Source organism: Bradyrhizobium sp. CCBAU 51745, from assembly GCF_028128715.1.
Lineage (GTDB): Bacteria > Pseudomonadota > Alphaproteobacteria > Rhizobiales > Xanthobacteraceae > Bradyrhizobium > Bradyrhizobium manausense.
In genome coordinates this window covers 19,926-32,806 of the sequence record NZ_LBJP01000065.1, presented here as the reverse complement: position 1 = coordinate 32,806, position 12,881 = coordinate 19,926, and the positions used below count along the sequence as shown (strand labels likewise).

The 12,881-nt window shown below is 60.3% G+C and carries 7 protein-coding genes and 1 pseudogene; 5 read left to right on the top strand and 3 right to left on the bottom strand.

What is annotated here, in order from left to right:
• Positions 1–1,170, top strand: coding sequence for a Wadjet anti-phage system protein JetD domain-containing protein (locus tag XH98_RS15775; protein WP_271619161.1), 1,170 nt, complete (start codon positions 1–3; stop codon positions 1,168–1,170).
• A gap of 139 nt (positions 1,171–1,309) precedes the next feature.
• Here XH98_RS15775 and XH98_RS15770 read toward each other — a convergent pair whose 3' ends face one another.
• Positions 1,310–1,639 carry a hypothetical protein gene (locus XH98_RS15770; protein ID WP_271619160.1) on the bottom strand — a complete coding sequence of 110 codons (330 nt, stop codon included), beginning with the start codon at positions 1,637–1,639 and terminating at the stop codon, positions 1,310–1,312.
• Positions 1,640–1,692: 53 nt separating this feature from the next.
• Here XH98_RS15770 and XH98_RS15765 point away from each other — a divergent pair, with 53 nt between their 5' ends.
• The 3 genes from XH98_RS15765 (at position 1,693) to XH98_RS15755 (ending at position 6,238) form a co-directional block, all read left to right on the top strand.
• Complete coding sequence (locus tag XH98_RS15765) at positions 1,693–1,986, top strand: hypothetical protein (protein WP_271619159.1); 294 nt, start codon at positions 1,693–1,695, stop codon at positions 1,984–1,986.
• 1,692 nt (positions 1,987–3,678) lie between these two features.
• A complete protein-coding gene (locus XH98_RS15760; RefSeq protein ID WP_271619158.1) occupies positions 3,679–4,977 on the top strand; it encodes a glycoside hydrolase family 28 protein in 1,299 nt (432 codons plus the stop codon).
• A 220-nt stretch (positions 4,978–5,197) separates the two neighbouring features.
• Positions 5,198–6,238 (top strand): pectinesterase family protein, encoded by a 1,041-nt coding sequence (locus XH98_RS15755; protein WP_271619157.1) that lies wholly within the window; start codon positions 5,198–5,200, stop codon positions 6,236–6,238.
• Between the two features lie 668 nt (positions 6,239–6,906).
• Here the strand turns inward: XH98_RS15755 and XH98_RS15750 are convergent.
• Positions 6,907–8,733 carry an NEL-type E3 ubiquitin ligase domain-containing protein gene (locus tag XH98_RS15750; RefSeq protein ID WP_271619156.1) on the bottom strand — a complete coding sequence of 609 codons (1,827 nt, stop codon included), beginning with the start codon at positions 8,731–8,733 and terminating at the stop codon, positions 6,907–6,909.
• Between the two features lie 708 nt (positions 8,734–9,441).
• Between XH98_RS15750 and nopM the strand changes: the two genes are divergently transcribed.
• Entirely contained in the window at positions 9,442–11,157 is a 1,716-nt protein-coding gene (gene nopM / locus XH98_RS15745) for a T3SS effector NEL-type E3 ubiquitin ligase NopM (protein WP_271619155.1), read from the top strand.
• Between the two features lie 203 nt (positions 11,158–11,360).
• On the opposite strand, the pseudogene XH98_RS15740 reads toward nopM, so the two are convergent.
• Positions 11,361–12,687, bottom strand: a pseudogene (locus tag XH98_RS15740) (IS5 family transposase).
• Positions 12,688–12,881: the final 194 nt, after the last annotated feature.

Here is a 12,881-nt window from a genome sequence, read left to right as displayed (position 1 = left end):
ATGGCTCGGCGTTTCACGGATGCGATCGGCCTGCTGAACGACCTGCTCAACCGCTTCGAGGCCGGAGCCGCAAGCCCGATCGCCCATCCGGACTACCCAGGCTTCCCATCAGTCGTCGCGGCGGACGCCTTCCTGAAACAGATCAGGCAAGCCGAAAGTGCCGGCGCGGTCTCGATTCGCTGGGGGCGCGGCGCCAACCGAGACCAAGTGGCGCACGTGCGGTTGGCCTCGGCGGAGATCTTATACCGATATCTCAGCCGCACCCCGGCCTCACGCATCGCCGAGCATGCGGCCGTGCGGCTTGTAGCCGGAGTGGCGCTGCACGAGTCCTTGAAGAACAGCGGCTCTCAAATCGCAGAGGTGTGGGCGCGAGGTAAGACGTGGCACGGATTCGGTTCGTCCGACGTCGACACGCTGCGCCACGCATTCGTTCTGGCCCAAGCAATCCTTGATAACAAGCATCTGGACGTCGACTACAAAACTTTCTCGCGACGTACGGTGGGACACAGCAAGATACTCGAGCGCATCGAGGGGGCCGTGGTCCGGCTTTTGAGCGGCATAATGGACTTTCCGCCTGGCGCCCGCCCCCGCGAGGCACTGCGAGCCATCGGGCTGGAGCGCTTCGCGCCGCCCCTGCTGATCGCGGGCAAGATCGATCTCGACGGAGCCGATCTTTCCAGGATATCGCCGCACTATCTCGGAATCACTCCCAAGGAAGCAGATCGCGTCCGGTTCCGGGAGCCGCCGGCCTACGTTCTAACGATCGAAAACTTCGCAAGCTTCAACCGGCACATCGCCGAGGCGGACCCCGGCCGATTGGGAACGACCATGTATGTCGGCGGGTACCCCTCGCTTGCCACCCAGCAGGCGCTGCGGACAATCGCAGGCTTGGTATCCGAACAGACGCCGATCTTTCATTGGTCGGACATCGATCCGGACGGCACCTGGATCTTCCACACCATCGAGCGCGCGGTCGATCGACCGATCCGTCCCCACCTCATGAGCGTCGAAGTTGCTGAGCGTTTGGGGCAAGTGCCGTTCAAAAAATCGGCACCCGCTCGATGTCCACCGGTCTCCGGTATCGCAGCTCTGGCAGCGTACCTCGCCAAAGATGGAGCCAAGACACTCGAACAGGAAGAACTCGATCCAGTCCTGCCAGAGTTTCACTAGACTAGAAAATGCGCGCGGGCGCTCGTGCTTGCGGGTTTGGCTGTCTCGCTCAAGACGTCGTTTGTTTCAAGCGCGACAACAGCACGGCCTGCATCTACGTGCTGCGGGAAATCCGACATCGTTTCTTCATAAAACACGCTCAACCGGCATTGGCATGCCGGTTGCTTGAAGATGTCACGCAACCACCGTAACTATGATGCTCGTTCAGCATCCGGTTGAGGTGTTCAGATGAAACTTGCCCGCTTGATCGATGGCAGAGGTCCCCTGATGCGCTTTCCCAACCGTGCGCCTGCCTCGCGAACTCTGCCATCTTCGGATCTCGCTCCGGTTTGCCGGGCAGTGCCGTTGTGTCGCAAGGGGCCTCGCAACGAATGGTGGTTCTCAACAAGAACGTCAGCGTAAAGGCCTCCTCAGCAGGATCGTTTGGCATCGCTTTAGCCCGTGGCTCAGGGCAGGGCAGCTGCGACATGCGGAGCCCTCCGTTCTTGAAGCTAAGTGCCGGCCTTGCATCGGTGCTTGCAGATGGTCAATCAGCTCATGCAGAACGATTGGAATCTTGAGGACATACTCAGGCAACAGGACGAGCTCAAGGTCAAGCTGCTTCGCGCCCAATCGGTTGTCGCCGAATGTAAGGCAGGATTGGCGGATCTGGAGCGAAGGCTTGAGTGTCGAGCGATCTCGATCGATGAACGCCAGCGCAACTCTGCGGCAAACAATTCAATAGGCAACGCACGACCGCGCAAATCGCGAAGTGTCGATGATCCTGTTAACCCGGATGCTGCCGTGGCGTTTTCGCCTCGATCATGGGACCGCTGAAAGCTGCCGCCGCGCACGTTAACGGCGACAGGTTTTGTCCCGGACCTGGCGAAGATCTCCAGACACATGGTGTTGCGAACCCGGCGGGCGAACTGGATAATTAGGTGCGCCCTGCCGATAGGCTCGGCCTTTTGGCTGATCGCGGTGCGTCCGCCAGGGGATGCGCGCAGAGCAGCACCAGATAGGGGACGTATCGCCGCCTCTTTGGTTAGAGCCTCCTATTTCGGGGCTGCGCACGTAGATGCCCCCAATCAAATACCAAAGAGCTCTCCACCCTGCGCCTGTCAGTTCGGTCGTTTGTCCGTCTTCAGAGCCTTCAAATAACCGGTAGACCTGTGTGGAGGGGGCGGGTTCAGTGACACGATTGTCCGCTATGGCCTCGAGGCAAGGCGTGCGAGTCATGGGCGGTGCTGACCGCAGTAACTGACCATGCCTCTGCGCAAGCGATCACAATGCGATCCGAAAAGGGCAGGTAACGGCAGTCACCTTGGTTCGTGAGAACCCAGGAAGAGGGTTCCCGGTACGAATGCGATCCGGTTCCGGCGGTAGCCTCGTCAGCTTCTCGAAAGCTTCTCCGAATACAGACTACCCGCTGATGTGATCCTGGACGGGAGGTTGGCATGGACTCGCACAATTTCGACGTCCAACGCAGCACCTTCGCCATCGGAACAGCACGCCGGGCCAGACGATCAGCAGTCGAACCACGCCGGAGACGGCGCCTTGAGCAGCAGTTGGATGCGGCGCGCGGGAACGATTCCGCTGGCCTTGCCCGACGCCCCCGCCGCAAACCGCTGCCGAATGTGTCGATCGCAGATTTTGATTAGGTTGACGAGATGATGAGCGGGGTCAGCACTCGAAACTACGGTTGGCCGCTGAGAAGTATCTTCAACGCTTTACAAGGTGGCGCTCGTTTCCCCGGCGAGCGCGACCGGTCGCTCGACGCCAGTGATGACAATGCACGAAATCGGCTCTCCAACCCCGTGTTCAAGGAGACAAACAGTAGGTATGGCTTTGCGGGCGCTTCAAGGACAGCGCGGAGGTTCATCAGCAGTCAAGGTCAGGCGCGGGCGTGCCGCGGCTTAGGTCGGGCGCACACCTGTTGCTCCCACTGAGGCGATCTGGCAGCGGCCAATTGGAGGCGGCTCAATCGGAGCGCAACAGATCGCCTTCGACAGCTCTGAGCGCCAGCGGCAGTAAACACGCCATGTCCTTAAACCCACCGGCGCTCGACCTCGATCTTGCCGCCGTGAAAGCGGATCGCGCCCCGCGTTTGTGCCACGACGTGTCGCTACAATCTTGCGATGCGCCTTCCCGGCTGAACGGCGGCTTCGGTATCAGGTGACGGTGGGCGTTCCTGCCACTTCTTGTCGTGCGGCTCGTCGATCAGGCGCGATGCGACGCAGCGTCTGAATTCACGCGCAGTTGTTGATGCCGAAAATCGGGACCGGTTGGGCACTCTCTCAGTGTGAGAACGCTAAGAAGCTATTTGGATTTTGGACTATCGCACAACGCTTCGTCTTGTTCGCGCAGGCCAAGGTGCTGCTGCGCAATCGCAAGGTTCAGGCCTCTGCTGCGTCTTATAAATGTCATCTTACGCGGGCCAGTGACGTGCGCGGTGCCTCCATCGAGGCAGCGCTCAATACCAGACAAGGCACGCGCCAAGGATGCGCGTGACAAAGCACGAGCAGGTCAATGACAAAGCGTTTTCGCAACTGGGCCCTGTTGTCCATACTCGCCTCCATGGTTGTCTGCCCCGCCGCAAAAGCGCAAGACCGCCGGACTATCGCCGAACCCGTTGTACCTAATACGGTCTGCGATCGCCCTGTGCCTTCCGGCAAGAACGATACAGTTAGCCTACAGGACTCCATTCAACATTGCCCCGCTGGCGCTGCAGTTTATCTCGGGCGCGGCGAGTTTCACTCAGGTCCACTCGAAATGAAATCGGGCGTGACCTTATGGGTCGGACGCGGTGCGACACTGATCGCCATCCCCGAACCTGCTGCTTACGACAAGGGCCTCGGACAATGCGGTCGCATTGCGGAAAAGGGCGACGGCTGCCGGCCATTCATCAGCTTTTCTAAAACGCGCGGCGGCGGCATCTACGGAGAGGGCATCATCGATGGTCAGGGCGGCGCACTGATTGGCCACGGCGCGGAAACCTGGTGGCAGCTAGCCCGCCGTGCCCAAGCCGAGGGCCGCAACCAGAACGCGCCGCGCTTGATCCAGATCGATCATGCGCAGGATATTACGTTGTCCGGTGTCACCTTGCGCAACTCTCCGAATTTTCATGTCGCGATGAACCGGGTCGAAGGCGCCACGTTTTGGGGCCTCACGATCGATTCACCGGCTGATGCCCGCAATACGGATGGTATCGACCCTGGCGCAAGTCAGGATGTAACCATCACCCATAGCTCGATCCGCACCGGTGACGACAACGTCGCGATCAAGGCCGGCGACAATGGCTCGAGCAGCCATATCTCGATCGTTGATAATTATTTTGGCTGGGGGCATGGCATGTCGATCGGCAGTGAGGTCAATTCCGGGGTCAGAGACATATTGGTGCGTAATCTGACGCTCGATGGTACGACGTCGGGGCTGCGTATCAAGAGCGATGTTAGTCGAGGTGGGCTCGTCGAGAGGGTGACTTATGAGTACGTGTGCCTGAGGGGCAACCGGTGGCCAATGGCTTTCGATACAAAATATGATCCGCGCGCACGAGGCACGCGGGTTCCGGTCTATCGGCAAGTCGTTCTCCGTCATGTGCATGGCGACACTGGTGTGTTGCTGATGCGCGGCTTAGACGAGGGGCATAAACTCGACGTGACACTCGAAGATGTCCGATTTGCCGATTCCGCGACTTGGCAAGTTGAACATGCCAACGTCACCGCAAATCACTCTGACGTATCGCCGCCGCTGCCCGGGCGAGCTTCACAATCGCTGCTGCGTGGATCTGAGGAATGTTCCACGGCATTCCGAGACGGCAATCGGTAAGCACTACACCGGTGCCGAACTCAGGGTGGTGAGTTCCGCATCTGGGGCCAAGATCACTGGGGCTGACGAAGGTCGGCCTCATGTCCCGAGTTGGTCGCAATTGGCCGACGGTTTTGCGAGGCCGGAAATGCCAAGGCGACGTGCAGGTTCTGATTTGGCGATGAAAATCTCGTGTCGATGCGCGACGGCTATCCCGCTGAGAAACGAAGTGTAAGATCACATGCGAATTTTCATTTCCTCCGCTGTACTTCTGGCCGGATGTTTCTGCATCCCCGCGGCGTACGCTCATCCACTGTTGGTGTCGCATGCCGGAAATGCCGACTATCACTCTGTGCAGCAAGCCATCGACGCGTTGCCGGCGGAGGGCGGAAATATCCGGATCGCGCCAGGCATCTATCGCGAGAAGGTCAAAATCACGAAATCCGGTGTTCATCTCGCAGGGACTGGCAACAAGCCGGAAGATACGGTCATTGTGTATGGCGACGGCGCGATCAATGTAGGAGGAACCGCCCGTTCGGCGACGCTGGATGCCGCTGGCGATGACTTTCGGCTCGAGAATCTGACCATCCAGAACGACTACGCCCTCAATCCAGCCAATCCACCTTCGCAGGCGGTGGCGCTGTCCGTTACCGGAGATAGGGACGTCATTACGCGTGTCCGCCTGCTCGGCGCCCAGGACACGCTGTTTGCCGGCAAGGGACCAAACGGCAGAATGTCACGACAATACTTCTCGAACTGCTACATCGAAGGGCATGTCGATTTTATATTTGGCAACGCCAAGGCCTGGTTCCGGCAATGTGAGTTGCACGGCATCGCCAATCAAGCGGTCATCTATACCGCCCAGAGCAAGTCAACGCCGGATGAGGACAGCGGCTATGTTTTTGATCATTGCAGGCTAAGTGCCGACCCTGCTGCGCGTTATATCGCACTTGGCCGCCCCTGGCGCCCCTACGCCACCGTGGTCTTCCTGTCGGCGAAGATAGATGCCCCCGTGATCGCGGAAGGGTGGCGCGAATGGACGCCCGGCACGACCAATATGTTGAGGACGAGCTATTATGCTGAGTACAGATCCTTCGGCGTCGGGGCTAACCCCTCAGGCCGCGAGCCTCATTCCCATCAACTGACAGATGGCGAAGCCGCGAGATGGTCGCTGGGCGTGTTCTTCGGAGGTGTCACAGATTGGCTGCCAACGAACCATCAGCATGGCACAAAAGACAACCTTCACGTTGAAGAGGTTCAACGGCGATCCTCGGATGAATGACGGGAGGGAGCCTGATCGTGATGGAGAGTCTTGTACATCAACCCAACTGCCGCCGGAGTCACACCGACAGAAGGGGCGGGCGCGACGATCTCATCTGTTCGCGGTCCACCCACATGCGCCCGCTCCAGCTTGTAAATGATCTCGTCCCGTCTTGGCGGATCAGTGTCGGCAAGCTCTACGGACCTCACGTCAGCACCGCCGCCATCGATCGGGAACGGCTGATTGTCTTGCTCAGCGCCTTGCGCAGTTCTCCGGAGAGTGGGCTGATGCTTCGCGGCTATCTTCGTTCGGGCAGTGATGGTCAGGCCCCTCATAGTTCAGCCAACCGCCGGCGCCTCGATCAGCCGATCCGCGCGGTGTAAGTACGGTGGCGTCCGGCGTTCTTCATGCCGGCTCGGAGCCGTATAAACGCGCGTATCGGCTCTCCGATTTCGACAATTCGCCCGTATCCATGCGGCCCTCGATAGCAGCCGACGAGCATCCGCCTCATCGCGAGATCGGCCATCCTCGCTTTCGGGAAACACCCACTGGAAAGAGTCGCGCTGCGCCGGTTTCTAGATCGGCGCGGCGCTGCGCTTGTTGCGCATCGTGAAGACTCTCGGGCGCAAACCGGCGCACCAGAGGGAAACTGTAGCAGGAATTAACAGCCTCCTGCAGCAAAGCTGGCTTTACAGGGTGAGGCCGAGATCATTGAGCACCTTGTCTCTTAGAGCGCCCTTGATCTCACGGGCAATTTCTTTTCGAACTGCGGCACCCAACTCTCGCTTGGCATCCTCGACGAGGCCGGCTTCAACCCCGCTCAAGCCTTTGTCGGCGAGCTGTTGCTCCAGTCGGCTGTCGAACTCCTTTCCCATTGCAGCAATGAGCTGGTCCTGCGTCCTGGCGTGGTCCTCCGGTGCGATGCGACGCACCACGTCGTCCCAAGGTTGCCAGTCCACCGCCAAATAGTCGGCGAATTCCGCCGCCTCCCTGTTCCGCACGGATGTCTCTGCGCTTTCAACGTCAGCGTCGGTGACGCCGGAGACCTCAAAGAAGCGCATGTCCGGCGCGACGTGTTGCAGTCCCAGCCGCTCGCGTAGCTTGTTTTGATAAGCAAGAAAGACCTCAATGGCGTCGATGTCTTCGACGTTGTTGCCCGAGCCTAGCGAGTGAACCTTCTCGCGCGCAATCCCCTCCAGCGCGTCTAGGCGGAACATGACGCGTCCCAGATCGACGAGATCGGGAAGCCGGGCCTTGTTGTCATAGACGCCGTTCTCGACGTCTGCGATGAGGCGTGCGGTCTGCATGCCGTTCCAGGTCAAAGTTATGCGATCCTCGCAGGTCTGGTTGGCGTCCCATGCCAGTTGAAAGTTCTGGGCACGCAATTGCGGGTTTTTTGCCGCGTGCCGCAGATCATTGGCCACCGACTGCCGGAATCCTTCATTGCCAGAGTTGACGGAGTCGAACAGCTTGCCGAGGAAAAGCCCGTATTCCCGAGCGCCCGGCTCTTGTGCAAGGTTCTGCCAAGCGGCAAGCACCTCCCGATCGCCCTCCTGTGGATCGCTTTTGAGCCATTCTGCAACTGTTTCAGCGAGCGCATCGGCCTGTTCATCGTCTGTCTCGGACGCTTCACTTTCAACGTCGCGCGAAAGGTGGACAGTCGGACCGACATAACCCTCGGCGCTTAGGACTGTACTCAGGTTCGTCAGCACCTGCTCAGATAGCGGATTATCAGTCAGAACTATGGTGGCACCAGCGCCGAATCCCGTCAGGAGGTGCTCAGGCAAACTCGTCAAATGGTTTTGGCTTGCGTCGAGAAACGCGAGCGAAGCTGGGAGAGCCGGCGGCAGATCTGTCAGTTGATTTTGGCTTACGTCGAGAAACTCAAGCCTAGCTGGGACTGCCACCGGCAGGCTCGTCAACTGATTGTGGCTGACGTGAAGAAATCGGAGCGAAGCAGGGAGGGGTTCGGGTAGGTTCAGCAACCGGTTGTAGTTGGCGGAAAGAAATTGGAGGCCGGCAGGCAGGACGGCAGGTAGGCTCTCCAGCCGGTTGGAGTTCACGTCGAGGCCTCTAAGCCCGCTCGGGATCGCGGGCAGGCTGCTCAGCTGATTGACACTGACATCAAGACGCTGGAGCGAAGCGGGGAGTTCGTCAGGCAGATTGGTAAGCCGATTGAAGGGCACATCGAGCACGACGATTTGGCTTGGAAGTCTGGGCAAACTGGTAAGGGACAGTGACCCGAGATCCAGTATGGCGTCTTCACCCAGAGCATTTACTCGCCTTGCCGCTTCGTCCCGGTCCTCGAGGGGGCCCACGTGCGGTTCAGCAGCCCAATTCTCGAGCGCCTCGTCTTGTTCGGCCGCCGCATGGGTTGAATGCCCGGAGTTTGCTGCGTAGCCCGTCACGAAAGCATCCCATTGTGCCGCCCCCCCGCCCTCCGCCTCCTCTTGTTGGGAAGATGCAGAAGCAATGCCTCCGCCGTGCCGAATCTGTCCTGGCTCAAAAGGATCCATTCCACTCCCCTTACGACACTGAGCCAACCCAGCCCGTGACAACACGCATCTGGACCTAGGGCATTTATCTTTCGACAAGCTGACAGTCCTATCGCCGAAAGGGCAGCGATGGCACCAAAGCCGGCAGAAGTCGGTAAAACGATTTGGAGCAAGGAATTGATCGCGGTCGCGGGTAGTTATCTCCCGTCTTGACGTTTTCCGCATCTAACTGGCGCAGCATAACTTAAACCCCCGCGCCCAGCCCGCTGACGGTGGATATCTCAATGGTTGGCAATGAAACCTTTTCGGCCGAGTGCGTGAAAGACGAAGAGCGGCGGTCGCTCGAACGCCCAACTCCGCGGCCGTCCTTTCACCTGCCAATGCAATTGGGTCCACGCTGGTGTTTGCCACCGTTGATAAAGTGAGCGACTTCGATGTTCCGCAGCGAGGCTCGTCAGCTGATCGACAGGTGACCGTGCTAGCGGCAGAACGCTTTCGTGTTGGCGGTCCCCCGGATCCGTCCGCCCAACGAAATGGCAGCAGACGTTGCAGCAGCATCGATCCATTCGCCGCCTCCAACTCGTGTGAAGCCGTACCGCTTCGATCAGGAGTGGGGCGCCCGGCCCACGTGCGCTCGTCCCAATGATTGTTGTGGCAGCGGGCAACCTGCTTCGTAGCCTTGCGCAGGGGCCGGCGTAGTCTTCAAGATTCCGACGACGGAGAAAGATGATGGACACAGGACAGGCACAGCGGAGCGAAGGTTCCGCCCCGGACACTTTTGAGGAAGCGGAGCGGGAAAGCTACCTCGGCGGCTTCAACCGTGCCCTGGCGAATTTGGTCGAAGGCTTGACAGGGTATCGAACCCCGGCCTCCGCGCGGGCGCGAATCCTGGACGACTGGGTTGCCGAACAGGGGCAGGGCGAAGCCCAGAACAGGCGACACGGGCGCTCGCGAATCAGGGCTGCGGAGAACATGCGCTCGCACTCGGTCGATGTGTCATCGCTGTCCTTAACAGCTTTGCCCGACGCCCTGGCGCCGAGGCTGCTAAACCTCCGCGCCATGCACAATGAGCTAAGCAGCCTGCCCGCTAGCCTGCCATCCGGGCTCCACGAGCTCTTTGTTAGCCACAACCGGTTAACCAGTTTGCCGGACGCTCTTCCGGCGACCCTCTATCGACTAGAGGTGAGCGATAACAGGTTGACCAGTCTGCCAGACCGTCTCCCATCGGAGCTGGGGATCCTGAACGCAAACAACAACCGACTGGGCAGCCTGCCCGACGCTCTCCCGAGCAGTCTCACCTCGCTCGCGGTTAGTGGCAATCAGCTGACCGCGCTTCCCGAGTCCCTCCCATCGGGCCTCGTTGAACTCGATGTCAGCAGCAATCAATTGGCCAACCTCCCAGAAATCCTTCCGAGCTGGCTTCAATCGGTCAATCTGACCGGTAACCGGCTGACCAGCCTGCCTGAGGATCTCCTACCTGGAAGTTTGAGCCGGCCGCTGCTGAACGTCGAATTCGGTGATAATCCATTCCCGGACGAGGTCCGCGCTCACCTCGCGGCGCCGCATCTTCGGCAGCTGCCTCTGTCCGAGGCTGCGGCGCACTGGCTAGGGCACGATCAGGCGGCATTGGCCGAATGGCAGCACTTTGCGGATGAGCCTGGCGCCCAGGATTACGCCCGATTCCTAGATCGGCTACGCGGCACCGTCAATTATGGCAGCGACGAGTTTCGGCAGGCCGTGGCGGATGATCTGCGGCAGGCGGCGATCAATCCGAGATTGCGCGAGCAGTTTTTCACACAGGCTTCAGAGGCCAACGCGAGCTGCGAGGACCGCGTTACTCTGCACTGGAACGGTATGCGGACCGCGCGCCTTAATGCTGACGTCGAGGAGGGGGGGTATGATGATAGGCTCGCCGAATTGATCCAGCGCGGCCGCGTTGCATTCCGCCTGGACGCGCTGGACGGGATCGCGCGCGACAGGGTCAACGCGCTCGTGACCCTCGACCCGGGCGTAGACGATGTGGAGGTCTACCTGGCTTATCAACATCTTCTGCGCGAGCCGCTGGAGCTGATCCACGTCGCTTCTGACATGCGCTTTCTGACGGTTTCTCACGTAAGCGAGGATGATGCGACGGAAGCGCTCGACCTGGTCCGGGGGCGGGAAGCAAGCCAGTTCACCGACTACATGGCAAGCCGCTGGCAACCCTGGGAGACGGTGCTGAGACGCATCGCTCCGGACGAATATGCCGCGATGCAAGACCGGCTCGTCGAAGCCATGGGCGAGGAGTTTCAAACCCGCTTGGATCAGCGACTGGCCGAGCGTGGTCTTCTCAGCGATCCGGATGCCGAGCGGGTGCTTGGCGCCCAAGTCCGAAACGAGATCGGTGGCGAGATCAAACGCGAAGTCATGCACCGTGTGCTCACAGAGCGCGGCCTCGAACTATGAGGCTCCCAAACCACGGCAGAGATATTTATCATCGCTCTGCGGGCGGTACGTAAAGATCGATCGTGATGCCTCGCCCATCGCTTCCAAGGTGCTCTTGCACCTTGGAAAGTGCCCGGCCGTTGGTGAGGCCCTTTCGGCCTTGCCGAGCGACGAAAGTTTCCGCGCGCGAGGCGAGGGCTCATCTGCGTCCTGTCGAAGCCGCTTCAGGAGGAGAGCTCAGCCGTGGACCAGGCGCGCATCCGCAACAAGGCGTTGCGGATTAGGGGCAACAGAAGCCTCGGCCAGGCGAGGACGAGGCGGAGATTGTGGCCGACGGCGGTGAGGACATCGTTGGCGGCGTCCCCCTCGCGGCCTTTGAGATGGCAGCGGCCGAGGTGCCCGTCGATCTTCATGGCCGATCACGGGCTCGATGGCTGAGCAGCGGCTGAGCTTGCGTTTGACGACGCCGAACACCCCGCACTTCTGACCGGAGATGAAGACGCGGGGCGGGTTTTCCGTTTTGTGACCGCGATAGCCCTTGTCGACATAGGCGCGCTCGATTCCGCAGCCGGTAAGCTTTTCGGTGGCGGTGATGACCTCGCCGAGGGTGTGTCCGTCATAGGGCTGCCCGGCAGCGCCTTGGCGTGCAGCACGGACTGGCCGGCTGGGGCGCGAGCATTGGTGGTGACGATCGAGGCTTTGACGCCGAGCTCGTAAGGCGCTGAGGCGTTGCTCTTGCCGATGCATCCGACTTCGGGCGCGTCGAGGGAATAGATCTTGGATCCACGCTGGCGCTGCTCTTGCGAGCGGATTTGCGCGGCGCGCGACAGCGGCTGCTCGAATGCAGCCTCAAGATCGCCCTGACCGGCGATCTTGCGGCGGATGTCACAGATCGGGGCGGCCGGGCCGCGTGCGCAGCCAGCGCAATTGTCGCCGATATCACCTGAACTGTTTGGCATGGGCATAGCGTCCTGCCATCATCGCCGCCTGTTGGGCGATGCGCAGTGCTTAAGGCCGCGCTCGCGGGCCAGCCGATTGAGCCCTTTGATCGCCGCATGCACCAGCTTGGCATCGGTCGTGAAGGTGATGGCCTTGGGCTGAACTGTGGTGTCCACCGTCACCCGCCTGAGATCGCGCGTCCGCAATGCGCCGCGTCTCATGCCCCACCCTCAAGCGCTCGGCCAACGCGTGCTCACGCTTGTCGCCGAGCCGCTTGCGCCAATGGCTGAGGTCGGAACGCTCATGCGGAAACTCGTGCTGGAAGAACTCAAAGCCGGTGAAGTGCTGGGATACGGGTCGTAGACCCAGCGCTCGCAGACACCCTCGTCGGACAGGCCGTAGATGTGTTTGAGCAGCAATAGTCCGATCAGGAATCGGCTTGCGATGCCCGGCCGGCCCTGGTCGCTGTAAAGCGGCGCGACCTCGCGATCGATCCAGTCTCAGTCGATCGTGGTGGCCAGCTGCACCAGCTCGTGCTTCAGGTTGATGATCTGATTCAACCGACGCGAAACAGGTCGCCTTCCCCGTCGTCTCCGGCTGCTTCGGTCGCATCGGTCCGCTCCGCTGCAACCATGGAATCACGCCTGCTGATTCGACGGAATCTTGAAGGCCAAATTGTAAGGTTTCGAGGCCTCAAATCCCAAAAGCCCGCGATCTCAAAACCACGGGCGACAATATAGGCCGGTCAGCAATAGATGGAACGCAGCGCGGATGCGACTTGGTGCCTGTCGAGGGGACTTGATGAG